Below are 25,973 nucleotides of genomic sequence, written 5' to 3'. Positions count from 1 at the left end.
ACCTATCGGGAAACAGAAAAGTGGATGACATCTTCGGTCAAATGACCATCCGCCGCGAACACTTTGAGCCTGAGCGCGTAATCACCAGATTCCAAGGCTGGAACATGGATGATGATTTGCCCCTGTTTGTGACCCTTGGCAATTTCCAGCAAGGTATGCTTATCGCCTTTACTGACCAGAAAAATTTGTGACAGACCCAGTTCAATCTTGGAATTAAAGCTTAATTCGACTTTGGTGGCTTGCTGGGCATGGATGGGCGTGGTTTTCAATGAATCTTCAGTGACCACCGCATGGGCATAAGCCAGCCTGGTAAAAACCAGTAAAAACAAACCGATGAACATAAATTTTGCCATATCAACCCCCTTTTTTTCCTTTCAGTGCATGGCTGGCGAGATTCTTGCCCAAATCCCAGATCGAACCCGGAACTTGATGGGTTTCGGCAATGACTTGGTCAAAAGATGTGACAACATGGTCACGGTCTTTTTGAGTCAGGTTCAATGGCGGCAACAACTTGACAACATTCATGCCGTGCCCTGCAACCTGCGTCAGGATATGGTGTTCTTTAAACAGCGGAATCGTGATCATCTGGCAGAACAAGCCTTTGTTCGCCGCCTCCAGCATCGCCCAGGCCGCTTTCAAGGTCAGGCTTTTAGGCGATTTGAATTCGATGGCGATCATCATGCCTTTACCACGGGCTTCTTTTAAGAATTCGTACTTGTCCCTCATGGCATTCAGGCTATTGATAATGTCCGCACCCACTTTTTCGCTATTTTCCACCAATTTTTCTTCGGCAAGCACATGCAAAGTCGCAAGGCCTGCCGCCATCGCCATATTATTTTTGGAAAAAGTCGAGCCATGCACCACCGCCCTGTCCATGCGGTTGTAAACCGTGTCCATGATTTTTTGCGTGATCGCAACGGCACCGACCGGCACAAAACCACCGGACAGGGCTTTTGCCATACAAATCATGTCAGGCTTGACGTGCCAATGATCAACCGCCCAGAATTTGCCGGTGCGTCCCAAACCTGTTTGCACTTCATCGGCGACAAACAAAGTGCCGTATTGTTTACAAAGACGCTCGACTTCGGGCAGGTAATTATCATCCGGCAAATTCACGCCTTTGCCCTGGATAGGCTCGACGATGAACGCGGCGACATCATTTTGGCTTAACGCCGCTTCCAGCGCAGCCAAGTCATTAAAAGGGATCGCACTACAACCTGGCAGTAACGGGCCAAAACCCTCGCGGAAAGTGTCCTCGCCATTTAATGATAAAGCACCCATCGTCAAACCGTGATAGCCGTGCTCGCAAAAAACAATTTTTTCGCGTTTGGTCGTGTAACGGGCGAATTTGATTGCCGCTTCCACGGCTTCGGTGCCGGAATTGCAGAAAAATATCTTGTTAAGATTTTCAGGTGTGGTTTTTAATATTTCCTGCCCTAACAGGCCGCTAAGCACAGAAACATCCAATTGCACCAAATTCGGCAATTCCAGCGTCAAAGTTTCTTGCAAGGCACTGATAACGGTAGGATGGTTGCGTCCGATGGCGAACACGCCAAAACCGCTGAGCAGGTCTAAATATTCCGTGCCATTCTGGTCGTAAAGATATTGCCCGATGGCTCTTTGGTAATGGCGGTCATAGCCTATGGTTTTTAAGACCCGAACCATTTGATTGTTCAAATACTGCTCATGCAGATCAAATTTATCCGTGCTATGTTGTTCAAAGAGTTCGGCGATGCTGAAAGTCATTAGGTACCTCAAAAGTAGGGTTACGGTAAAAAACATATTAAAAAACCAATCAGCGCAGTTCGAGACTAATTTACGTTGTTGGTTCCCAATGCGTAACCGCGATCAGGTGGTCATGTTGTTGTGTTGGATAAGTAGCCTGATTTTTATCAATGGCACGGGCAACGGCAAGATCCGTCTGTACATGGATAACAAAGCATCGTGCAGATGAATTATCCATACAAACCACTCCAGCACAAACCACTCCAGCATTAAGATTCACCTTACCGCAGTCTGGGTATGATAAAACTCGCTGATGCCATTGAGATGCCGCGCTACTTTTTTAAGCGTCTTTTTGGCGGCATTAAATTGCCAGCCAAGCTTGATAAGCCCAGGTAATTCCAGAGGATGCAACATCAAAAATAGCAATAGGCGGCTTAAGACAATGTCACCTTGCCCATTCGCGGCATATTCAATAGCATGGGGTAAATCCATAGTGACGGGATCGACAATAGCGCGGATTGCCAGAAAAGGCACGGCATTGCGTTGCGCTATCCTGGCAACGGCAACGCTTTCCATATCCAAAGCAATGGCTCCGGTTATGGCCTGGAGCTGTTGCTTTTCCTTGCTGGAAGAAACAATGCTCAAGCTCTCCGCCAAACGGCCTGTATGCACTGCCAGTGATTGTGATAACAGCCCTTTGCTATAACGATGCCAGTCGGTGTTGATGGCGATTTCCATATCATCGCTGCCAACCAGAGTGTCCGCCAAAGTCAGGTCACCGGATTTCAGCGAAGCATCCAACGCGGCGGCGCAACCCCAGCTTATGAGCTGGGTTACCCCTTTGGCAATCAGCAATTCGGCTGCTGATTGGGCATTTTTATGCCCCGTACCTGAATATGCCACCAACAGTTTATTGGCAATAAAAACACTATGGCCTTTATCTATGCGTTTTGACGTTAAGGTCGCCAATTCCTCAGGAAGCGCGACAACAATACCAGAGATCACTTTGTGTTAAGCTCATTACGGTATCTCGCCAATGCCCACAACGGAAAGAATTTGTCGTATCCGTGGTATTTAAGATAAAACACTTTTGGGAAACCCGGAGCGGTAAAGCATTTGTCATTCCATAAGCCATCGGCTTGTTGGGTGTGCAAGATGAAATCAATCCCTGCCTTAACTTCCGGGCTACGGGCTTCACCCGCCGCCATCAGTCCCAAAACCGCCCAAGCGGTCTGGAAGGCCGTGCTGAAACGGTATTTGCCACTGTAGCTTAAATCATGGTAGCTGAAATTGTCTTCGCCCCAACCACCATCGGCCCGTTGGACGCTTTTCAAATAGCGTGCCGCTTTGGTGTACATGGCATCGGTTTTCGGCAAGGCCGTTTGCTCCAAGCCCAACAATACCGACCATGTACCGTAGATATAATTAGTCCCCCAACGGCCAAACCATGAACCGTCAACTTCCTGTTCGCTACATAAATAAGCGAGGGCGTGTTCCAAAGCTGGCAGATATTCATCATGGTCTTTGGCAACCCGCGCCATCAGCATCGCACAACGGGCACTGACATCAGCAGTAGGCGGATCCAGCAATGCTCCGTGGTCAGCAAACGGAATTTCGTTCAGGTAATAATAGGTGTTATCGACATCAAATGCTCCGTAACCGCCGTTTTGGGATTGCATACCAACAATCCAACGGGTTGCACGGTGAATGGATTCATCCAATTCTGGCAACTGCGAATCCGCCATTGCAAAACCGACAATCGCGGTGTCATCGACATCAGGATAATGTGGATTGGCAAATTGAAACGCCCAGCCTCCCCCTTCCAGATCAGGTCTGGCAATACGCCAATCGCCCGGCTCGTCTTTCAATTGCTTGGACTTCAGCCAATCATACGCGCGGGTCAATGCAGAAGTGGAGACGCGATTGTCATCGCCATTATTTTTTTCAACTTCTTGTAACGCCAACGCCGCCAGGGCAGTATCCCAAATCGGCGACAAACAAGGTTGGCAATAAGCATCGTATTCATTGACCACCAGCAATTTGTCGATGGCTTTACGCGCCGTGACCACCAGTTCATGATCTTTCGGATAACCCAAAAGCAACAAGGCTTCGTAAGAATTGACCATTGCCGGAAAAATTCCTCCCAAACCATCTTCACCATTCATGCGCTCGACAAACCAATCCCTGGCTTTTTCTATGGCACGTTGGTGCAGCGTTTTTGGAACCAAAGGGCGGGTGATACGGCCTAATTGGTCAAGACCTAAAAAGATTTTGTTCAACAACGTCCGCTCGGGAAAATAATGGCGTTCCTTGTCAGGATGGGTGATAAACAACTCCAAAATATCGATCTGATGCGGATTCTTGGCTTCGGCCTTTAAGGTGCAAAGGATAAACAGCGGCACCATGACCGTCCGTGACCAATACGAAACCTTATCCAAATGGAACGGAAACCATTTAGGGAACAGCATGATTTCGACCGGAATATACGGTACGCCGCGCCAAGGCAATTGTTTGAACATCGCCAGGGCAATGCGCGTGAAAACATTGGCCTTCGCCGCCCCACCCTGGCTGAGGATGTAGCTTCGGAGGCGGGCCATGTGCGGAGCGTCAATCGCATCTCCCGCCATTTTTAAAGCGTAATAGACTTTGACGCTACAACTGAGGTCGCCAACGCCGCCGGTAAACAACGGATAGCTGCCGTCTTCGGATTGGCGTGAACGCAAATAATTGGCGATTTTGGCTTGCAGGACGCCATCAATCTCGCCGATGTAGTGCATCATCATGATGTACTCGGACGGAATGGTGCAATCAGCTTCCAATTCAAACACCCAATAGCCGTCTTTAGCTTGAAGCCCCAACAAAGTCACTTGCGCTTGGCTGATAGCCTTGTTCAGATCATAAGCATTGGAATGGATAGCGTTTGATGCGCTAGGCGCATGGCTATGGTCAAAATAATGGGTGGCATCGGTAAACATAATAGTGTCCTTAAAAATCTAGGTTAGCTTTTGAGGATGGCGTTGCGTATGACCAGTCCGGCGTGGCAAGCCCTTGGCTGGTCAAATTGAACAGCAGCTTGAGCAACGCATTGCTACGGCCCAAAGCTTTAGTGGCAACAATAGTCGCTTTGACACTGTTGCGGGTAATTTTTACTTGCTCAGAATCGTTAAAACTCAAATTTTGCTTAATCTTGCGTAAGGTCAGCACCGCCATACCTATCGCCCACAAACAAAAATTGCGCATCCCTGTTTCGTGGGTAGGTATCAAAAGCGTGTAATCCAAAGCATTACGCAAATGACCGTGGGCAATACTGACCAGATGTTCCAATCCTTTCCTGAACAACGCCGAATCGGTTTCCGGGGTCAAACTTTTTAGATCGAAACCCGTTTCAGTAAAAACATCCTGGGGCAACCAGCACACCCCACGTTCGGCATCATCCCAGATGTCTTTCAAAATATTGGTCATTTGCAAACCTTGCCCGAACGAAACGGATAAGGCCAGCATGGCGTCGCGGTGGCGGGCGATTTCTGGTGAATAATGGCAAAACAATTTGGTCAGCATTTCACCCACGCAACCCGCAACGTAGTAGCAATAGCGATCCATGTCCGCAAGTGCCGCCAAACCGTTATGTAAATTTTGCGCCTGAAAAATCGGCATGCCTTCCGCCATAGTCTTGACACAATCAGTCAAAGCGGCAATTTGTTCGGCTTCGAATGAATGGGTGATCTGGATAACCCGTGGCAACACATGGATCAACGCATGTTCAGCGGCAATGGTCTGGGCGGACAACAAGGGCGCCAGCTCCACCGCAAACGGCTCGGAGTTGTCACCGGTTTTGACCACTTCGATAAACTCGCTACAAAAATGCAATTTTTGCCTCGCACTGAGCGACACTTCGTCCTCTATCGTGTCAACAATACGGCAAAGCAAATAAGCATTGGCAACCGCACGGTACAACTGGACGGGCAATTGCGGAATGGTAAGCGCGAATGTCCGTGACACGCCTTCCAATAAGGCGGCCTGGAAATCGTCGTCCGAAAGCTGGTTCAGTAATTTAGGGTTATCCAAGGATATTCGCGGTGTGCCCATAATTATTACGCTTAATTATTTATGAAGTTGCTTTGTGGCAATAATAGACTGTTTGTTGGTATTTTGCAAAGCAATGTTGTTTTATAGCCAATATCGTTATTTAACAGGCTTTGTACGCCATTTATTAGGAACAAAAACAGCGGTTTAAACAGCTTTGTTGTATTTATGTGAACTTTTACCAAAATTTATTGTTCATAGATATTTATTGTAAATGCTGGAGTCATCACTTAAAAGATAGTATTCTAGTCAGTAATAGCTAAGCGATTGTATTTTATAAAGCCTCGACCAGAATTTTGGATTTTGGCCAACAGGATACGCTAGAAGGTTGTTTTTTAGCCACTCTAGTTTTCTTGTTGTTTTATTGCTACACGCTTATTATTTCGCAGATAACACGGTCAAAGCGGTGGCCCATCAATAAGCTATCGCCAACAACAATTTTGGAGGATTTACAAATGGGTGTCCCTTTACGCCAACAGTTGACTGTCGGTAGCTATCTAATTAAACAAAAATTAAAAGGCGTTAAAAAGTATCCGCTAGTGCTAATGCTGGAGCCTTTATTCCGTTGTAATTTGGAATGTGCCGGTTGCGGCAAAATTGATTATCCAGATGAAATTCTCGACAAACGCCTGTCTTTCGAAGAATGTATGCAGGCCGTTGATGAATGCAACGCACCGATGGTGTCGATTCCAGGCGGTGAACCGCTGATCCACAAGGAAATGCCACAAATCGTCGCGGGCATCATCGCCCGTAAAAAATACGTTTATCTGTGCACGAATGCGTTGTTGTTGAAAAAACGCATAGGTGATTACACACCATCACCTTATTTGACTTTTTCTATCCACCTTGATGGCATGCAAGAACGGCATGACACCTCAGTCTGCCAGGAAGGTGTTTTCGAACGCGCGGTTGAGGCGATCAAACTAGCTTTAGACAAAGGCTTCCGTGTCACCATCAACTGCACCTTGTTCCAAGGTGAAAATGCCCAGGAAGTGGCGGATTTTCTGGATTACGCAATGGAATTGGGTGTGGAAGGCGTGACTATCGCCCCTGGCTTCAGTTATGAACGCGCACCGCAACAAGATGTATTCATTAAAGGCCGTGATGTCAAAGAACTGTTCCGTGGCATTTTCAACATCGGCAAAAACCGCAAATGGAAGTTGAACCATTCCTCCCTGTATCTGGATTTTCTGGCAGGCAACCAAAATTACGAATGCACCCCTTGGGGCAACCCCACCCGTAATGTGTTTGGCTGGCAAAAACCCTGCTACTTGCTGGCTGACGAAGGCAATGCCGCAACTTTCCAAGAATTGCTGGACACCACCCCTTGGGAAAAGTATGGCAACAATACCAATCCCAAATGTGCAAGCTGTATGGCACATTGTGGGTATGAAGCAACCGCCGTTGAAGACATGTTGAAACATCCGTTGAAAGGCTTGCTGACTGCCATCAGAGGCCCAAGAACAGAGGGTGAAATGATTCCTGAACCCCTGCTTCCACAGACTTTCGCAGAAAAAAAACCACCGAGTTTATCAGGCATTCCCATCAGAGTAGAAATGGCAGATTAATCCCCTATCGGCCGATGTGCCATAACATCGGCCTGAATGATAATCGGCAGACTTTATAGACTTTGATAGGAGCTTAGCGATGACCGCGTTTAAAAAAAATTCATTTAAAAAATTTAGGTATCTGATCATTTTTTCGGTGCTGTTACTGGGGATGCCGCACGCCTTTGCAGAAACATCAAGCCGTGCGAGACAGATTGTTGACACCTTTCAGGACCAACTGATTGCCGTTATGAAGGAAGGCAAACAATTGGGCTACACTGGACGCTACAACAAACTCCATGATGCCGTCGCAAACAGCCACGATTTGACAAAAATCGCCCGTATCGTGGTCGGCAAAGAATGGGAAAAACTCACCGAAACACAGCAACAGCAATTGATTGATGTCTTCAGCAAATTAAGCATTGCGTCCTATGCGCATAACTTCAAAGAATTTACCGGTGAAGCATTTATCTTTGATTCCGAAGAAGAAACCACCAGAGGCGGGGTTGTTATCCATGCCCGACTTACCATTCCTGACGAAAAAGACGTCAAATTTGATTACATGCTGAAAGAAAAAGCCAATAGCTGGCGGATTATCAATATTATTGCCAATGGCGTCAGTGATTTGGCATTGAAAAGATCGGAGTACACCAGTATTTTGCAACGTGAAGGGTTTGATGCTTTAATAGCAAAGATTAACGAAAAAATTGATAACTATTCAAAATTATAGGTTTTATAGACAATGAAAGGACACCGTAACGTTGCGCTTAATGCCACCATTAAACAAGCCCTCCCCTGTTTGCTAGCGGGAGTAATCACGTTAAGTGGCTGTGCGTCAACCAACGGTGGTGACCAGAAAATCGTAGCGAGCAAAGCCGACCCTTATGAATCCGCCAACCGCAAGATTTATAATTTCAATGACAAAGTCGATAACTATATCGCCGAACCCATCTCTGATATTTATAGGGCGATAGCCCCCCAGTTTTTGCAAACTAGCGTGTTCAATTTCTTCAGCAATCTGGACAATATCAATAATATTTTAAACGATTTTTTGCAGGGCAAATTTCAGCAAGGCACCGAAGATACCGGACGTCTTGCGATGAACTCAACCTTGGGGTTGCTGGGTGTGTTTGATGTCGCAAAATCAGTCGGCCTGCAACAGAACAATGAAGATTTTGAGCAAACCCTTGCCGTATGGGGTGTGCCACGGGGACCTTATCTTATCATCCCCTTTCTAGGCCCGTTGACGTCGCGGGGTATACCTGGTGCAGTGTTTGATACCGCCGCGAACCCTTCGTCTTATGTAGGCGTCCCTGTGCAACTGGTGTCCCTGCTCAACAAGCGGGCCAACGCCGAAGGTTCTTTAAAATTTATTGACGAAGCCGCCTTGGACCCTTATGTCTTTACCCGCGAATCTTTTCTGCAATGGCGCACCAGCCTTGCCAACGACGGAAAATCCGTTGAACCCGCCGATTTTGAAGATGAGATGGGAATGGATGATGAACCATCCCCAAAAGGCGAAACCGCCATGAAGCTTGGTGTTGGCGCCTATAACGACCCGTTCAAACAAGTTTCGCTATCATTTAGCAATACCGCACTATCTTTTGAAAATACCGCCAATTCTTTTAAAGCAAGCGGTAAAAAACTAGATAAACTGAAAAAATAACACCGTCCAACAAAACCACAGGGAAGTGGGATTAAAAATGTAGCAAAGAATGTATTTCATAATCGCGTAGCTTGTCCCTCCCCTCCAGAAAATCCAGCTCCACGACAAACGCACACGCTTCGACTTTCGCGCCCAATTTTTCCACCAATTCACAACTGGCTTTAGCCGTCCCGCCCGTCGCCAGCAAGTCATCAATCAACAAAACCCGGTCATCCGCATCAAATGCGTCGATATGCACTTCGAGCATAGCGGAACCATATTCCAAATCATAAGATACGTTCTGCACATCATAAGGCAGCTTGCCCGGTTTTCTCAGCGGCACAAATGGCAAGCCCAACTCCCAGGCCACCAATGAACCAAAAATAAACCCCCTCGCCTCCATACCGGCGACGGAGGTAATATTGCGGCCTAAAAATGGATGCAATAACTGGTGCACCGCCAACCGTAATGCCGCCGGATCCTTGACCAGCGGCGTAATATCTTTGAACACAATCCCAGGCTTTGGGAAATCGGATATATCGCGGATTTTGCTTCTCAATCTGTGCATATTGTTTGCTCCAATGTCCAGTAAACGTTCAGTAAACGTTATATCAATAGTTCAAAAAGGAAAAATACCATTAAAAACCCTGTTGCCATGATGATTATTCACCACATCAAATCATCAGGCACTTCAAACCCGGCATAAGGATCATCGGTAGCTTTGGCTTCTACTTCCGCCACAAAACAGACGATGACACAACCCGCCATGCGTTCACCGATCTTCTTGGCGGTTTCCGCCGCAACCACGTCGTAAGCCCCGTCAAATTTGACTACAGCGGCGCGGCCTTTGATGATGTGTTCGCGCTGGGTTTCGCTCACATACAGGGTTTTCACCTTGCCATTATCGGTAAAGTGGTAAGCCACGCCGTTAGTGTCTTGCGGCTGGCGGTTTTGTTCGATCAACTGTTTGACTTGGGCAACCAGGGCTTTTTGCGCTTCTTGCTGGTGGCGCAGTTGGTTCAGCTCGCGGTCGCGCCCGGCTTTTTCGGCTTGGATTTTTAAGGCCAGTTCTTTGGCTTCATCGACCACCGTCGCATTATTGTGGGTTTGCATCCGGCTTTGCTTGCGCTTGTCCGCTTGGACTTTTTTCGCCTGTGCGGAGCTTGCCAGACCCGATTTTAGGAGTTGTTCTTGTAGGGATAGTTTTTGTTTGCTCATGGTGTACTCGTGGGGGTTTATAGTTCCCACACCGGAACACCACTACCTACAGTTAAGGAATGTGCATGGAATAAATTCGCGGATCAAGACCTGTCAGGTTTTCAAAACCTGACAGGTCTGACGAGCCGGTGCGGAAATTATTTTATGCCCGTTCCTAAGTGCTTTACATTTATTTCTTAACTGTAGGCAGTGATGCCGGAGCGTGGGGACGATGTACGGTCAAATCAATCAGGCACCGCCAATATCTTTAACAAATTCTTAATAAATTCAAGCTTCTGTTCAATATTTTCAAAAGCCTGGCTAAATTTCAGTTTATCCATGCCATCGAGCTTGTAAACCTGCGCTTGGGTTTGGATTAGGCTTATCAGTTGTTCGGCGTTAATCGTCGGCGTAGCGGTGAAGACAATTCGCCCCCCGGCGGCGTTGGCTTCAACTTTCTTAATGCCCAACTTTTCCGCCTGTTGTTTCAGCTCGGTGACGCTGAACAAGGTTTTCACCGCATCCGGCAACAAGCCAAAACGGTCGATCATTTCGATTTGCAGCTCGCGTAAATCCTCGGTAGTTTCCGCGCTGGAAATGCGTTTGTACAGCACCAGACGGGCGTGGATGTCAGGTAAATAATCTTCGGGGATTAAGGCGGCGGCTTGTAAATCGACTTCCGGGCCTTTGTCCATCGGCGTGTCCAGTTCCGGTTGTTTGCCGGATTTGAGTGCGTCCACGGCGCGTTGCAACAATTCGGTGTACAAAGTAAAACCGATTTCCTGGATTTGCCCGCTTTGATCGTCGCCCAGCAATTCGCCCGCCCCACGGATTTCCATGTCGTGTGAAGACAGCATGAACCCTGCGCCCAAATCGCCGGACGCTTCGACCGCTTCCAGGCGTTTTTGCGCGTCTTTGCTCATCAAATTTTTCGGCGGCACGATGAAATAGGCGTAAGCGCGATGGTGCGACCGCCCGACCCGTCCGCGCAACTGGTGCAATTGCGCCAGGCCGAGTTTGTCGGCGCGGTTGATGATGATGGTGTTCGCACTGGGGATGTCGATGCCGCTTTCGATAATCGTGCTGCACAGCAGCAAGTTAAAGCGTTGATGGTAAAAGTCGAGCATGATGCGCTCCAGGTCGCGTTCCGGCATTTGCCCGTGGGCGATTTGGATACGCGCTTCGGGCAACAGGGCTTCCAGCTCCCTCGCCATTTTGTCCATAGACTTGACATCGTTGTGCAGGAAAAACACCTGTCCGCCACGGCGGATTTCACGCAAACAAGCTTCTTTAATCTGCGCGTCCACCCACACGCTGATGAAGGTTTTAATCGCATGGCGGTTAGGCGGCGGGCTGGCGATGATGGAAATGTCGCGCAGGCCGGATAATGCCATGTTTAACGTGCGCGGAATCGGCGTGGCGGTCAGCGTCAGCATGTCCAGTTCGTTGCGCAGCTTTTTAAAATGCTCTTTTTGCCGGACACCGAAGCGGTGTTCCTCGTCGATCACGACCAGCCCTAAAGCTTTGTATTTCAATTCTTTTGATAACAAGGTGTGGGTGCCGATGACAATATCGACTTTGCCTTCCGCCAGTGCCTCGGTAATTTCCTTTTGCTGTTTGGCGGAAACAAAGCGCGACATGACTTCGATACGCACGGGCCAGTCGGCGAAGCGGTCGCAGAAATTTTGGTAATGCTGCTGCGCCAATAAGGTAGTCGGCACCAGCACGGCGACTTGTTTGCCGCTTTGCACGGCGATAAATGCCGCCCGCATCGACACTTCGGTCTTGCCAAAGCCGACATCGCCGCAAATTACGCGGTCCATCGGTTGTGGGCTTGCCATGTCTTCGAGTATCGCATCTATTGAGGTTTGCTGGTCGGGGGTTTCTTCAAACGGGAAGGCGTCGGCGAAGGTTTGATAATCGGTGTTTTCTATGTCAAAGGCATGGCCTTGTTTAATGGCGCGTTTGGCGTGGATTTCCAGCAATTCGGCGGCGACATCGCGGATTTGTTCTATCGCCTTTTTCTTGGTCTTGCCCCATTGGTCGCCGCCGAGCTTATGCAGCGGTGCGGTGTCCGGGCTCATGCCCGTGTAGCGTCCGATCACATGCAGCGAGGACACGGGCACATAGAGCTTGTCGTTATTGGCGTATTCCAGCATCAAAAATTCCGCCGGAATGCCGCCGATAGCCAAGGTCTGCAAGCCCAGATAACGGCCTACGCCATGTTCCTGATGGACGACGGGCGAGCCGACGGTCAATTCGGTGAGGTTGTTGACGATGGCTTCCAACTCACGCGCGGCGGATTTGCGCCGCCTGCGTTGTTGCTGGACTTTTTCGCCGGACAACAAGGGTTCGGTGATGATGGCAAGTGCGGGCGATTCCAGCCACAGGCCATGCTCAACCGGCGCGACCACCAGACACACGGCCTCATCAGAATCTAAAAATTGCCGCCATGTATCCACGCGCTTGCTGCTGATACGCCATGCCCGTAGCTTATCCAGCAAGGCTTCCCTACGTCCGGCGGATTCGGCGACAAACAGCGTCTTGCCGGCAAAGCTTTTGAGAAATTGTTGCAAGCGTTGTGCGGGTTGCTCCAGTTTGGCGTTGACGGTCAAATCCGGCAGGGTTTTGCACGGGCTGTTGGCAACGGTTTTGGAATCTAAGGTGATACGCGCAAAACGGCTGACCTTGTCCGCCAATTCAGACGCGGACATGAACAGTTGTTCAGGTTTTAACAGCGGGCGGTCAGGATCGTATTTGCGTTGCTCGTAACGCTCCTGGGCATCGCTGTAAAACGCCGCCGAGGTGTCGTTGAAACATTCGGTGTCCACCACGATTGCCGTTGCCGGCAGATAATCAAACAAGGTCGCGGTTTGCGAAACGAACAAGGGCAAATAATATTCGATGCCGTTGAAAGCCAAACCTTTGCTGACATCGGCATAGAGCGTGTTTTTGCTGGAGGTTTGCGGGAATTGCTCGCGGAAAGTTTGCCGGAAGTGTTTGACCGCTTCATCGGTGAACGGAAATTCCCGCGCCGGAAACAATTGGATAAGGTCGATTTTATCTAGCGAACGCTGGCTTTCAGGGTCGAAAGTGCGGATGGATTCGATTTCTTCATCAAACAATTCAATGCGGTAGGGTACGGAACTGCCCATCGGGAACAAATCGACAATCGCTCCGCGCACGGCGAATTCGGCGTGTTGGTAGACTTGCGACACGCATTGGTAGCCGACGCTTTCCAGCTTCAGGCGGTTAAGTTCGAGATTAAAATCATCGCCGACTTTAATCGAAAAACTGTTCGCCAACACATGTTCGCGTGGGGCGAGGCGGTGCATCAAGGTCGTGACTGGCACGAGCAAGGCGCCTCGCCTGGTTTCCGGCAACAAGGCTAAGGTTTTCAAGCGTTCGGACGTGATTTCCGGCAACGGCGAAAACACGTCGTAGGGCAAGGTTTCCCAATCGGGAAAATGTAGGATCGGATAGTGGTTGCCCAGAAAAAACGCCAGCTCATGCTCCAGCCTTAAAGCCGTCTGGTTGTCGGGCGTGATGATGACGAACAGGCGTTTTTCTTTGGCAATCGCCGTCGCCAAGGCCAGGGCATCGGCGCAGCCTGTCAGTCCGGGCCAAATGATGGTGTCTTGAGGTGAGGTTGGCGTTGCAGGGGAAAAAATTAAGGATTCGGGCATGGGGACGGGCGGTTAAACAAAAACGCGATTATACAACACGCGATGTTATGGTATTTGAAAAGGCGGCGGTTTGTCATTTATGCCGGTTTAAAAGTAGACTGCTGGAACGGGTTTGCACCAACCGTAGGCGCCACGGCGACCCGTTCCATAACGTTTTTAGTGCCTCTTAGCTGGTTCAAAACGTTAAAAAATTATCCATTCGGTTATTTTTCGCCCAAACCAACGGGGGCCAACAAGGCCATGCCGGAAAAAACCAACATTGTGCAGGTGTGTGTCAAACAGTTTGCCATTTGCTTGATGGGCATTAAATAACCAACACCACTTTACCTGTCGTGTGGCCTGTTTCAAGCAGATCATGCGCCACTTTGGCCTGGGCTAGCGGTAAAACTTGGCTGACGTGGATTGTTAATTTTCCCGCGTCGATATAATCCGCACAGGTTTTCAGCAAGGCCAAATGCTGGTCCCTGACGATGGGCAAGTCACGCAACATGGGGGATCAGCATCAGCTCAAAACCCAATAACAAATTCCGTACCCGTGCTTCGCTTAAATCAGGATTTTGGGGATTAAGCAAAGTCACCAAACGACCAAAATGCGCCGTCAGCGGGATGCCGGCCTTAAAAACCTCGCCGCCGATGGTGTCAAACACCAAGTCCGCGCCTTGCTGGCCGGTCAGACCATACACTTCCTCGGCGACATCGGCGCGGCAATAGTTGAAAGCCTTTGTCATCGGAGCGCAAAATCGTTTGCAAAACAAGTGGCTCTGTTGTTGAGAGTGATTTCTCGGCATTCATGGACTAATCTCCAAAAATCCTAGCCATAAAAAAAAGGGTACATCACTGCACCCTTTTTTGTCATTGCAAGCTAGGTGGCGGCTTAGGCTAGCAATTCTTTAACTTTTGCCATAATGCCAACTGGATCAATGCCTTGGTGCGGGAATTGTTCCCACAAACCGCCGCAACCTTCTTTGTGGGTGGCGATATGGGCGAACTTAGGTGTCAGGCCGCGTTCCAGCAACCAGGAACCGTAACGGCTGCCCAAACCCGTTTTGCGGTTGAAGGATTCAACCACTAACACCATCGGAGATTTACCGACTTTTTGCAGCATGTCTTCGTCGATGGCGCTTAAAGTGGGTTTGTTGATCAAGCCAACGTCGATGCCTTCCGCTTTCAAGCGTTCAACCGCATCAACCGCACGGTACAAAGTTTCGCCGAAAGCGACGATGTAGCCATCTTTGCCTTCGCGGATGACTTCATCTTTGCCTGGGACAAATTCGTAATCGCCGCCGAAGAATTCTTCGCCTTTGTCGTTCAAAATGAAGGGGACTTTTGAACGGGTTGAGAAGATGAAACGTAAGCCTGGTTCAAAGAAGATTTTGCTGACCACGGCTTTCATTTGGTTTGGATCGGCCGGGAAGTACAAGCCCGTTGCGTAGCCGTCAGACAAGCCGTTGTCGGCGAACATGTTGTTCAGACCGAAATGGCAGGTGTTGTCCGCCATGTCGTCGATGCCGGAGTGTGAGAAATGGCTCAAGACGTTGGAGTTGTTCAAACGTGCCATCGTGATTTCTGACATCAACATTTCCAGGAACGCGCTGAACGTGCCGAAAATACCTTGTTTGCCCGCTTCCATGCCGAAACCTGCCGCAGCGGAAAAGTTGCCGCGCTCCATGATGCCGGAAGAAATGAAGGATTCCGGGAAAGCGGTGTGGATTTTGTGCAAGCCACATGAACCTTCCAAGTCGGAGTCGATGACGCGGACTTTTTCGATACGCTCGGCTTCGCTCATGGTGCTCATGACAGCAACCACGGCATCGCCGAAGACGTTGCGGTTGGCATCCCACTTGTCGCTGGAACCCAAGAATTTGTATTCGTTTTTAGGGGCGACGACGCCGTTCAGGAAATCCACAGCGGCGGCGTGGCCGCGCTCGGTCAAGTATTCCAAGGCCAATTTGACGGAGATCACGTCATGACCGTGGGTTGAGCCTTCCAAGCCTTTGATGCCTGGGCACATGGGGCGGTGGTTGATGATCGCCACCGGGCCGTCAGTGTTGATGGCTTTGCAGATGTTGGCGTACAGGCTGTCGAGGTCTTCGCCGTTGCCTTCCAGTACGGTCAGGCCGTGGCCTGCCAAGGTTTTTGCAGTCGTGCAGCCTGGCAAGTAGTGTGAAGGGTGGCCTGCGATAGTGACGTTGTTGTCGTCGATAATCAATTTGACATTCAAGCCTTGGGCGACCGCCAAACGTGCCGCTTCGGCATCGTCACCTTCTTGTTGTGAGCCGTCCGAACCTAAGCAGAATACAGTTTTGCTTGGGTTAGCCATCGCCACGCCGTTGACATAAGGCCACATGTGACCCAAACGGCCGGAGCTGAATTTAACGCCGGGGGTAAAGCCCAATTCTGGATGGCCTGGCAAATGGGAATGCGCGGCGCGGTATTCGGTCAATTTTTCTGCTGGCATGGCGCCGTTCAAAACGGACATCAAATATTGCGTGGCGACGCGGTGTCCGGCTTCGTCAAAGAATGTCGGTACGAAATTATCAGAACCACGGAACAATGCGTCCATAATCATGACTTCTGGCACGGTGTCGTAAGGGCCGCCGGTGTGACCGCCCACGCCACGCGCTGCGCCGGTAGAGGTGAAAAACACGATAGCGTCGCGGCATAATTGGATGTTGGCTTGCAGCGCGGCTTTTTGCCCGGCAGTCAACGTAGGGACGCTAGGGTCTAGCGAAATGCGTTGGTATGCGCCAAGATCAATCGGGAAAGTAGACATATTTTTTCTCGTTTTAAGGGTGGATAGGAAGGGTTAATAGTTGTAGAACGGGCATTATCCAATAGATCAGGACTCCTGAAAAGACGGCCCGCCAGATTACCCGGCTTGTCGATTTTTTTATTGCGTCCTGGTTATTTTTATGTATTAGTTATTTTTTTGTAAATAGTGAGTTGCATAAAGTGATGCAATTTGTCACGGTGCATAACAGTACACTCAGGGAGTTAGGCTATGCAAGCGATTTATTCAGCTTTTATTTAAAGCTTATCAGAGAAGGGCTTACGCGTTGTTTTTACACCAAAAACCGTATTGTTTCTGCAACAAAAAACCGCAGCCATATAAGGAAAACAACATGATCAACGCACCGACACCATAGGCCATTTTCGCTAGGGCATGGTCATATTGCAACAAACCCGATTCGGTCAGAAGATACTGCCAGTCATGAAAACCATAAGGTGCGGAATGTCCGAAATTGCCGCCCAGCAAGGGCAGCATTCCGGCACGGGCATCATTGACATACGGGGCTATATCGAGAAAATTTTCCCCGACCCACCACAAAGCCACACTCGCGCCAAACGGGTCGCGTGACTTTAGCAACAGCACACCCGCGCAAACCGACGGCATCAGCAACTGCCCTAGCGTCCCGCCTAATGAGGTGATAAACGCGCCGAAGGGCCTAAAAACAATATGCCCCGCTTCGTGGAAAGGCAGATTGATGTTGTGCAAAAATGATTCGCCAACGGCATTGCTGGCAATGGACGCACCAATCAACTGCCAACTCCAAATCACCAAGCCGATAAAAATCACCAACCTGCCCAACAAACGCAAACCTGGAATCGGCGCTTCCTGAAACAAGCTGGAGATTTCTTGATCGTTGCTGATGGTGATGCTGGCGGGTTCGTCGGGCTGGGATGCGGCAGCTTCCGGGTGATATTTGAAATATTTGGCAAAGACTATGCCGCATTGCGGACAGCTTGCTTGTTCTTCAAGTAAATGATGATGGCATTTTGGGCATTGCATAATTGTTTTCCCCCGCTAAGGAATGGGTATGGAATAAATTCACGGATCAAGACCTTTCAGGTTTCTTGTGCCCCAGAGGGTATAAAAACCTGAAAGGTCTGACGAGCCTGTGCGGAAATTATTTCATGCCCGTTCCTTAGCTGTTGTTTAAAAACATCCACAGGCACAATCATAACACCGCCATTCCGGCAGGGATCGACGGAATGGCGGTAAACAACATTAGACAACCACAAAATCCGCATTCGTTAAAGCCAAGCCAACGCCCAAAGTAGCAATTTGTACCGACGCACCGGCACCGTTGCCATCAGCATCATAAAACAATGCGCCCGTGGCATTGTTATAAATGATAAAGTCGTCGGCGTCTGCGGCAACAGGGCCGATTTTTAGAAAATCAGTGTCCAAAACACCCGGTGCTGCCAGCCTGGTGAAAATGGCGTTTTCTAAACGGATGGTGTCGTCCGCCACGACAAAATCGGTGATTTTGTCGATATTGGCGACCAAGGGGGAGTTAAAGAGGAATATATCCTGTCCAGCACCGCCAGTTAAGGTGTCATTGCCTAGGCCACCGATTAACAAGTCATTCCCCGCACCAGCGGACAACACATTGTTGGCGGCGTTGCCAACTAGCATATTGGCTGAACCGTTGCCCGTCCCGTCAATTTTCGTGGCCCCTATCAAGAACAGATTTTCCACATTCGCCGCTAAAGCAAGACTGATTGACGTGTAGGTTGAATCAATACCGCCGTTGATGGCTTCAGTCACCCCATCACCGCTGGCATCGACGATATAAATGTCGTTCCCCGCACCACCCACCAACTTGTCGTTGCCACTGCCGCCATTCATGCGGTCATTGCCATCGCCGCCAGTTAGGGTGTCATTACCGCCGAAGCCATTAAAAATATCATTGCCTGCGGAGCCAGTCAGTACATCGGCGTTCCCCGTACCATTTTTTAGGGCACCCACCACCTGGGCCGCGCTGCTGCGGCTCTCGTGGGTGCCGCCTTGGTCTATATAGCTGGCTATCACCATGATGGGTTTGCCGACATCGGTGGTTTTGACGGTGTAGCTGTTGCCTGCGCCCAACAAGGTGCTGCCGCTGTACCACAGGTAACTGATGGTGCCCAAGCCGTCGGCATCCGCCAAGGTGTTGGCGGCGATGAGAGTCTGGCCTTCGGTGGCCCAGTTGAGGAGGGTGACAGCCCCCGTGGGCGAATCATTGACGGCGGTGATATTGACGAGGGTTGACCCTAACGCCGTCAACGCCCCGCCCGTGCCTTGCCCGCCGGTGTTGCCGTCGTTGAACGTCCAGTCGATTTGTACCTTAGCAGAAGGGTTGTCGGAGGCGTTGCGGTAAGCCAAGGACGACAAGGCGAGATTGACGCGGTCTTGGGTGGCGTTCGTGTTGAAGGTGATTTTCAGCGTGCCGTTGCCGTTGCTGACTGTTCCGATAATTATCCCAATATACAACACATTGTCGCCACTAAAACTAAACCAGCCATTGCCGAAAGAAAACATATCTTGGCTATTCGCGCCGCCATGCCTCGCCAAAATAATTGAGGCACCACTATAATTATCTAGAGCCGATAAATCGGCATCGTATATTTGTACACTGTTGTCTAATATTATTGACGTACCATTTTCGCGGTAACTGGCAATGCCATCAAGGCTATTGACGGGGGTACCGAAGGTGCTATCCAAACTGCCATCGGAGTTAAAACGCACCGTGGCATTGCCGCCTGCCACGAGGATTTTGCCATCAACTTGCACTGTAACGGAACTAGCTACATCATTTGAATCGAAAGCTGTAGTGACTTTGCCATCTCCAGAAAAGCTGGTGTCCAATGAGCCGTTGGTATTGTATCGCGCCAAGGCAATAACTGAATGATCCCTAACAGAATCCGCAGTAAATCTATGACCGGCAACCAAGATTTTGCCATCGGCCTGTATAGTAACGGAGACACCATAATCTTGACCACCGAAATCAGTAGTGACCAGACCATCGCCATCAAAGCTTATATCCAAGCTGCCATCTGAATTGTAACGCACTAAGACAAAATCAAAGATCTTAAACCGAGTATTGGGGCTAGAGCCCGCGACGAGAATTTTGCCATCGGCCTGCAAGGTGGCCGAGTTAGCGCCTCCGACACTGGAAATGAGTTTCCCGTCGCCTGAAAAGCTTGTATCTAGTGAGCCGTTGGTATTGTAACGCGCCAAGGTAAAGGTGGCCCAAGCGAATCGAGGGTAGTCCCTTAAGTCCGTGGTATAACCCACTACGAGTATTTTGCCATCACTCTGGACTATGACGGAGCGGACTAAGTCATCATTGCCATCAAAATCAGTAGTGACTTTGCCATCGCCATCAAAGCTGGTATCCAAAGACCCGTTGGGGTTGTAACGCGCAACAGCAAAATTAGAGTGACCATTAGACATCCAGCCTGCGACGAGGATTTTGCCATCAATCTGCACGGCAACGGAATCCCCACTATCGTTATAAGCGAAATCAGTAGTAACTTTCCCATCACCATCAAAGCTTGTATCTAAAGAACCGTTCGAGTTGTAACGAGCTAAGGCGAAGTGATGATTTTTACCATTATAGCTTTCACCAGCAACGATAATTTTGCCGTCAGTTTGCACCGTAACAGACCGACTCACATCATAAGAACCAAAAAAATCTGTAGTGACTTTGCCATCGCCATCAAAGCTAACATCCAAAGATCCGTTGGGGTTATAACGCGATATGGCAAAGTCAGAATATTTGCCATTGAAGCTTTCTCCCGCCACCAGAATTTTGCCATCGGGTTGTACAGCAACAGAATTATTAGAGCCCAACTCCGTTTTAATGACTTTGCCACCCAGAACAAAACTCGGCGCAGAATTAACCGCAGAACCCGCTAAACGATAATCTCCCGCACTCGGCATCGCCATCCCCGTAGCCTTGACACCCGCAGCATTCCCATCGCCAACCGCCAAACTGGCAGCGGCAAAACCATCAAAAAAACTATTGCTGTCATTTTTCTTGTTCATCCCGCCACCTGCCTTATTTCTTAAATTATAGAAGTTTCCATGCTAAACCTGCGGCTATCCTGAGTCAACAATAATTTCCTTGTTTTTTCTAATGATTTAGCTGGGTACGCTGTACTCTCTGGAGCATAAATGCGTACCTTTAAAAATCATTATAAAATCAATGAAGGTACGCTCAGCGTACCCTACGGATGAACGTAAAAACCGAAAACTTAACCGTTTGAAGTAGATGCCCAAAGGAAAATGGATTTAACCAACAATTCCTTAACTCATTTAGTCATGTTATGTTTACAATCGATTTCCATCCGCCATTGCTAAGGAGCCACCCATGACCGAACCGTTCGTCATCGCCAAATCTGGCGACACGGAACTTTGTTTTTTACCCGCTATGGCTAACCGCCACGGCCTGATCGCCGGGGCGACTGGCAGCGGTAAAACCATCACCCTGCAAACCTTGGCGGAAGGCTTTTCGCAAATCGGTGTGCCGGTGTTTATGGCGGATGTGAAAGGGGATTTGTCGGGGCTTAGCCGTGCGGGCGGCGGCAATGCCAAGGTCGATGCCCGTGTTGCCGAACTGGGTCTGGATGGTTTCAATTTTGCCGCGTCGCCAACCGTGTTTTGGGATGTGTTTGGCAAAAAAGGCCATCCGATGCGCTCGACCATCTCTGAAATGGGTCCATTGTTGTTGAACCGGATGCTGAACCTAAACGAAGTACAAGCCGGGGTGCTTGCCGCTGCATTTAAAGTTGCCGATGACAAGGGCTGGCTACTGCTGGATTTGAAAGACTTACGGGCGATGCTGCAATATGTGTCGGAAAACGCGTCAGCATTGGCGGGCGATTACGGCAATATCTCGGCGGCTAGCGTCGGGGCCATCCAGCGCGGTTTGTTGCAGTTGGAACAGGAAGGCAGCGAGCTGTTATTCGGCGAACCGGCCTTGGATTTTAATGATTTGCTGCAAACCGATGGCGGACGCGGGGTCATTAATATTTTGGCTGCGGACACTTTATATAACTCACCGCGTGTCTACGCCACTTTGCTGCTGTGGCTGTTGTCGGAATTGTTTGAAAACCTGCCCGAAGCGGGCGACTTGGACAAACCCAAGTTGGTGTTCTTTTTCGATGAAGCGCATTTGCTGTTCGACGATGCGCCTGCCGCCCTGTTGCAAAAAATCGAACAAGTCGTGCGCCTGATCCGCTCAAAAGGCGTCGGCATTTATTTCGTCAGCCAAAACCCGCTGGATATTCCCGATGTGATTCTGGGGCAATTGGGCAACCGCGTCCAACACGCATTACGCGCCTTCACGCCGCGCGACCAAAAAGCCGTGAAAGCGGCGGCGGAAACTTTCCGCGCCAACGCTGGCGTGGATGTCGCCACCGCCATCACTGAACTGGCAGTGGGCGAGGCATTAGTGTCCTTATTGGATGAAAAAGGCATACCCAGTCCGGTGGAACGGGCATTGATCAAACCGCCTTGTTCAAAAATCGGCGCAGTGACTGATGGCGAACGCCAAGAAACCATCAAAAACGCCGTGTTTTACGGGCATTACGAAAAACAGACTGATCGTGAATCTGCCTATGAAATTCTTAAAGGCCGCGCCAAGCAAGCCGCACCGCAGTCAGCCGAAACCACAAAATCCACAAATGAAAGTTTCGATTGGGGCGGCATGTTGATGGGCACAACCGGCCCACGGGGTGGTCGCGGCAGGCAAGGCGTGTTGGAAACCGTCGCAAAAACCGCCGCGCGGAGTATCGGTCAGGAAGTGGGGCGGCAGATTATCCGTGGGGTTTTGGGTTCGTTACTAGGTGGTGGAAGAAGACGTTAAAGGGTATGGGCAACCATTAGCACTGGTATGGAATTGGTTTAGGGAAGCAAACCCTTTCCTAAAAATAAAAGCATCCAAATCAATGAAGGAATGCTTACCCCGTTTATAATGCTATATTCTGAACGGTCAGGTTTTCGGCTTTTGTCATCCATAGTAGGGTACGCTGCGCGTACCTTTAAAAATCATCAAAAAATCAATCCAAAAGGTACGCATTTATGCCACACCGTACCCTACCTAAAAAAACCTAAAACCTGGCGGTTTAAAGCATAACTTACCAGACCCATTGAAAAATATTTTTAAAAGGAAGACATGAACAAAAAAATCACTCGGGCGTTAATCAGCGTTTCCGATAAATCCGGTATTGTCGATTTTTGCCGTGCACTCAACCAATTAGGCATCGAGATTTTATCGACAGGCGGCACTTACAAAACCCTGACGGAAAATAACGTCCCCGCAACAGAAGTCTCCGACTACACCGGCTTCCCCGAAATGATGGACGGACGCGTGAAAACCCTGCACCCGAAAGTGCATGGCGGCATTTTAGGCCGTCGCGGCATAGACGATGCCATCATGGCGGAAAACGGTATCCAGCCGATTGATATGGTGGTCGTGAATTTGTACCCGTTCGCGGCGACCATCGCCAAACCCGATTGTGATTTTGATACCGCGATTGAAAACATCGACATCGGCGGCCCGACCATGCTCCGCGCCGCCGCCAAAAACCATGCCGATGTCGCCGTAGTCGTCAATCCTGACGATTACGGTTTTATCCTCGCCGAACTGCAAGGCAGCGACAGCCAACTCAGCGGCGCAACCCGTTTCAACTTAGCGGTAAAATGCTTCGCCCACACCGCCAGCTACGACAGCCAAATCGCCGCGTATTTAAGTGGCTTGGGCGGTGGGCAATTCCCCGACACCTTAAACCTGCAATTTGAACATAAGCTAGCCCTGCGTTACGGCGAAAACCCGCACCAAAACGCCGCCTTCTACCGCGAAAAAGCCCCCGCGTCCGGCACTATCGCCGCCGCCAGGCAATTACAGGGCAAGGAATTGTCCTACAACAACATCGCCGATGCCGACGCGGCCTTGGAATGCGTGAAAGCCTTCACCGACCAACCCACCTGCGTTATCGTCAAACACGCCAACCCGTGCGGCGTGGCAGAAGCCGACGACAACCTAGGCGCGTACAACTTGGCCTACCAAACCGACCCGACTTCCGCCTTCGGTGGCATCATCGCCTTCAACCGCGAACTCGACGAAACCACAGCGGCCGAAATCATAGCCCGGCAATTTGTTGAAGTCATCATCGCGCCAGTCGTTAGCGAAGCCGCCAAAACCGTACTCGCCGCCAAACAAAACATCCGCGTCTTGGAATGCGGCGTGTGGGCAGAACACGAAGCCGCGTCTTTAGATTTCAAACGCGTCGCGGGCGGCTTGCTGGTGCAAGACAAAGACCAAGGAGCTATCACCGCCGCCGATTTAAAAATCGTCAGCCAACGCGCCCCAACCGGACAAGAACTGGCGGATATGCTGTTCGCGTGGAAAGTCGGCAAGTTCGTCAAATCCAACGCCATTGTTTATTGCAAAAACGGGCAAACGATTGGTGTCGGCGCAGGCCAAATGAGCCGCGTGTATTCGGCAAAAATCGCCGGTATTAAAGCGGCTGATGAAGGCTTGGTCGTACAAGGCTCAGCACTGGCTTCCGATGCTTTCTTCCCCTTCCGCGACGGCATAGATGCCGCAGCAGCAGCGGGCGTGACAGCGATTATCCATCCAGGCGGATCAATGCGCGATGCGGAAGTGATCGCGGCGGCGGATGAGCATGGGATAGCGATGGTGTTTACTGGGATGCGGCATTTTAGGCATTAATGATGACAACTAAAAAAATCATCAGTTTGTTTTCAGGAGCGGGTGGCATGGACATTGGTTTTCATGCCGCTGGTTTTGAAACCGCTGTTGCCGTTGAGCAAGACACATCTTGCTGTGCGACTTTACGAAAAAACATTAAGAATACCCCAGTACTGGAAGGCGATATTACAGGTATCACTACGCAAGAAATATTAGCAGCCGCACACTTAAATCCTCTGGAAGCCGCTTTAGTTATCGGTGGGCCCCCTTGTCAAAGTTTTAGTTTGGCTGGCAAACGGATGGGGATGGATGATCCACGCGGAAAATTAGTGCTGGAATTTTTACGCGTAGTCCAGGAAGCGTTACCCAAAGCTTTTGTAATGGAAAATGTCAAAGGAATGGTGAATTGGGCAGGAGGGCAAGCACTAGATGCCATTTTGGCAGAAGCTACCCGCGAAATTAGTTATCAAGGCAAGACCTATCACTATAGTGTTACTTATCAAGTCTTGAATGCTGTTGACTTTGGTGCTCCGCAATTCAGGGAACGGGTTTTTATCATCGGCAATCGTTTAAATAAACCGTTCAAGTTCCCGCAAGCAACCCACGTTGCCCCTTCATCAGTACAAACGGATTTATTTGGACACGGCGTACAGCAACAATGGGCGACTGTTTGGGATGCTATCGGCAATTTACCTGTCGCAGAAGAACCTTCGGAAACCGCCATGCGGGTTTCAGCAACCATTAAAGATAGGATAGTCAAACATGGCTATTAAAAACCATCAAAAAACAGCGCACTCTCCTAGTACACTGGAAAAAATAAAATCGGTGGGGATAGGCAGAAAACTCAGTGAGATTGCCCAAACCTTTGGCTCAACTTATCGGCGCTTAGATCCCAACCAGCCGTCCCCAACAGTAACCCGTAGTGGCTACAGGGATTTTATCCATCCTTTTGAAGATCGGATGTTGACTGTCAGAGAATTAGCTTGCTTACAAACTTTCCCATTAGATTGGGAATTTGTCGGCACACGCTTGGATTCATACAGTAGTAAACGGGTTGTCACTATGACTCAATTCGGCCAAGTGGGCAATGCAGTCCCTCCCGTATTGGCACAAGCGGTTGCTACAGCGGTCATGGAGCAGTTTTTTAATCAGGAACACCATGAATAATCCTCAAGTGAGTGCCGCAGAAAGCCTTGTCACGACACCTGAAGCTAGGAGAAGCGGTTTTCTTGAATACGCCCTACGAAGAAATAAGGAAGCTGTCCCTTTTATCGACAAAGCAAAAGCCCTCAAAGCTATTTTACAGACACACACCCAAAGCCCTGACGATATTCTTGGTATTGAAAAAATCAAGGAAAGTTTGATTGAGGCAGCAGGCGTGTCGGTTAAAGCCAAAGCCCATCTCTCTAAAGAAGATAAGGACGGGCTTTTAAAAGAGTTCATCGACAAGGTATTAAAACCTAGCGGCAAAGCCTATATCGAAGAAGTTGTTTATCGTTACTTATTAACTTCTGGTGACGCATTAGGTGTTTAGTCCCGCATTTAAATGGTTTACTATATCCTAAACTCAAGGAGCAAAAGCTATGGGGCAACTACTACACGGAAC

The 25,973-nt window shown here is 49.5% G+C and carries 22 protein-coding genes; 8 read left to right on the top strand and 14 right to left on the bottom strand.

What is annotated here, in order from left to right; genetic code table 11:
• Positions 1-2 precede the first annotated feature (2 nt).
• The 6 genes from PHH59_RS14320 to PHH59_RS14295 form a co-directional block, all read right to left on the bottom strand.
• Positions 3-353, bottom strand: a complete 351-nt coding sequence (locus PHH59_RS14320) for a copper resistance CopC family protein (RefSeq protein ID WP_300017581.1) — start codon at positions 351-353, stop codon at positions 3-5.
• 1 nt (position 354) lies between these two features.
• Positions 355-1,746, bottom strand: coding sequence for an aspartate aminotransferase family protein (locus PHH59_RS14315; RefSeq protein ID WP_300017578.1), 1,392 nt, complete (start codon positions 1,744-1,746; stop codon positions 355-357).
• 102 nt (positions 1,747-1,848) lie between these two features.
• On the bottom strand, positions 1,849-1,995 hold the full coding sequence (locus PHH59_RS14310) for a hypothetical protein (protein WP_300017575.1): 147 nt from the start codon (positions 1,993-1,995) through the stop codon (positions 1,849-1,851).
• Positions 1,996-2,001: 6 nt separating this feature from the next.
• Entirely contained in the window at positions 2,002-2,730 is a 729-nt protein-coding gene (locus tag PHH59_RS14305; protein ID WP_300017572.1) for a phosphorylase, read from the bottom strand.
• Positions 2,727-4,700, bottom strand: coding sequence for a squalene--hopene cyclase (shc, locus tag PHH59_RS14300; protein WP_300017569.1), 1,974 nt, complete (start codon positions 4,698-4,700; stop codon positions 2,727-2,729). The genes PHH59_RS14305 and shc overlap by 4 nt, the downstream gene beginning before the upstream one ends.
• Before the next feature lie 10 nt (positions 4,701-4,710).
• Positions 4,711-5,811 carry a phytoene/squalene synthase family protein gene (locus PHH59_RS14295; protein ID WP_300017566.1) on the bottom strand — a complete coding sequence of 367 codons (1,101 nt, stop codon included), beginning with the start codon at positions 5,809-5,811 and terminating at the stop codon, positions 4,711-4,713.
• 452 nt (positions 5,812-6,263) lie between these two features.
• On the opposite strand from PHH59_RS14295, the gene hpnH reads away from it, so the two are divergent.
• The 3 genes from hpnH to PHH59_RS14280 all read left to right on the top strand — a co-directional run bounded on the left by hpnH (position 6,264) and on the right by PHH59_RS14280 (position 9,021).
• Positions 6,264-7,376: an adenosyl-hopene transferase HpnH gene (hpnH, locus tag PHH59_RS14290; RefSeq protein WP_300017563.1), complete on the top strand. Its 1,113-nt coding sequence runs from the start codon at positions 6,264-6,266 to the stop codon at positions 7,374-7,376.
• A gap of 79 nt (positions 7,377-7,455) precedes the next feature.
• Positions 7,456-8,085: an ABC transporter substrate-binding protein gene (locus tag PHH59_RS14285; protein WP_300017560.1), complete on the top strand. Its 630-nt coding sequence runs from the start codon at positions 7,456-7,458 to the stop codon at positions 8,083-8,085.
• 12 nt (positions 8,086-8,097) lie between these two features.
• Positions 8,098-9,021 carry a VacJ family lipoprotein gene (locus PHH59_RS14280; protein ID WP_300017557.1) on the top strand — a complete coding sequence of 308 codons (924 nt, stop codon included), beginning with the start codon at positions 8,098-8,100 and terminating at the stop codon, positions 9,019-9,021.
• A 31-nt stretch (positions 9,022-9,052) separates the two neighbouring features.
• On the opposite strand, the gene PHH59_RS14275 is transcribed toward PHH59_RS14280, so the two are convergent.
• From PHH59_RS14275 to PHH59_RS14240, 8 genes are all read right to left on the bottom strand, one after another.
• Complete coding sequence (locus PHH59_RS14275) at positions 9,053-9,568, bottom strand: adenine phosphoribosyltransferase (protein WP_300017554.1); 516 nt, start codon at positions 9,566-9,568, stop codon at positions 9,053-9,055.
• 98 nt (positions 9,569-9,666) lie between these two features.
• Positions 9,667-10,218 carry a DUF2058 domain-containing protein gene (locus PHH59_RS14270; RefSeq protein WP_300017551.1) on the bottom strand — a complete coding sequence of 184 codons (552 nt, stop codon included), beginning with the start codon at positions 10,216-10,218 and terminating at the stop codon, positions 9,667-9,669.
• 224 nt (positions 10,219-10,442) lie between these two features.
• Positions 10,443-13,883, bottom strand: coding sequence for a transcription-repair coupling factor (mfd, locus tag PHH59_RS14265; protein WP_300017548.1), 3,441 nt, complete (start codon positions 13,881-13,883; stop codon positions 10,443-10,445).
• Between the two features lie 304 nt (positions 13,884-14,187).
• Positions 14,188-14,373, bottom strand: a complete 186-nt coding sequence (locus PHH59_RS14260; RefSeq protein WP_300017546.1) for a zinc-binding dehydrogenase — start codon at positions 14,371-14,373, stop codon at positions 14,188-14,190.
• Complete coding sequence (locus PHH59_RS14255; RefSeq protein WP_300017543.1) at positions 14,363-14,611, bottom strand: zinc-binding dehydrogenase; 249 nt, start codon at positions 14,609-14,611, stop codon at positions 14,363-14,365. The genes PHH59_RS14260 and PHH59_RS14255 overlap by 11 nt, the downstream gene beginning before the upstream one ends.
• Positions 14,612-14,757: 146 nt before the next feature.
• Complete coding sequence (locus PHH59_RS14250) at positions 14,758-16,656, bottom strand: transketolase C-terminal domain-containing protein (RefSeq protein WP_300017540.1); 1,899 nt, start codon at positions 16,654-16,656, stop codon at positions 14,758-14,760.
• A 276-nt stretch (positions 16,657-16,932) separates the two neighbouring features.
• Positions 16,933-17,673 (bottom strand): zinc ribbon domain-containing protein, encoded by a 741-nt coding sequence (locus PHH59_RS14245; protein ID WP_300017537.1) that lies wholly within the window; start codon positions 17,671-17,673, stop codon positions 16,933-16,935.
• 219 nt (positions 17,674-17,892) lie between these two features.
• Positions 17,893-20,697, bottom strand: a complete 2,805-nt coding sequence (locus PHH59_RS14240) for a hypothetical protein (RefSeq protein WP_300017534.1) — start codon at positions 20,695-20,697, stop codon at positions 17,893-17,895.
• 325 nt (positions 20,698-21,022) lie between these two features.
• Here PHH59_RS14240 and PHH59_RS14235 point away from each other — a divergent pair, with 325 nt between their 5' ends.
• The 5 genes from PHH59_RS14235 (at position 21,023) to PHH59_RS14215 (ending at position 25,901) form a co-directional block, all read left to right on the top strand.
• Complete coding sequence (locus PHH59_RS14235) at positions 21,023-22,519, top strand: helicase HerA-like domain-containing protein (RefSeq protein WP_300017531.1); 1,497 nt, start codon at positions 21,023-21,025, stop codon at positions 22,517-22,519.
• Positions 22,520-22,828: 309 nt separating this feature from the next.
• Complete coding sequence (gene purH, locus PHH59_RS14230) at positions 22,829-24,388, top strand: bifunctional phosphoribosylaminoimidazolecarboxamide formyltransferase/IMP cyclohydrolase (RefSeq protein ID WP_300017528.1); 1,560 nt, start codon at positions 22,829-22,831, stop codon at positions 24,386-24,388.
• Positions 24,388-25,140 carry a DNA (cytosine-5-)-methyltransferase gene (gene dcm, locus PHH59_RS14225; RefSeq protein ID WP_366905092.1) on the top strand — a complete coding sequence of 251 codons (753 nt, stop codon included), beginning with the start codon at positions 24,388-24,390 and terminating at the stop codon, positions 25,138-25,140. The genes purH and dcm overlap by 1 nt, the downstream gene beginning before the upstream one ends.
• Complete coding sequence (locus PHH59_RS14220) at positions 25,130-25,534, top strand: DNA cytosine methyltransferase (protein ID WP_300017522.1); 405 nt, start codon at positions 25,130-25,132, stop codon at positions 25,532-25,534. The genes dcm and PHH59_RS14220 overlap by 11 nt, the downstream gene beginning before the upstream one ends.
• On the top strand, positions 25,527-25,901 hold the full coding sequence (locus PHH59_RS14215; RefSeq protein ID WP_300017519.1) for an AvaI/BsoBI family type II restriction endonuclease: 375 nt from the start codon (positions 25,527-25,529) through the stop codon (positions 25,899-25,901). Before PHH59_RS14220 ends, PHH59_RS14215 begins: the two co-directional genes overlap by 8 nt.
• Positions 25,902-25,973 lie beyond the last annotated feature (72 nt).

The sequence above is a fragment of the Methylovulum sp. genome (genome assembly GCF_028687615.1).
In the GTDB taxonomy this organism is placed as follows: domain Bacteria; phylum Pseudomonadota; class Gammaproteobacteria; order Methylococcales; family Methylomonadaceae; genus Methylovulum.
The sequence above is the reverse complement of the archived record's forward strand: the minus strand, read 5'-3'. Positions and strand labels throughout refer to the sequence as shown.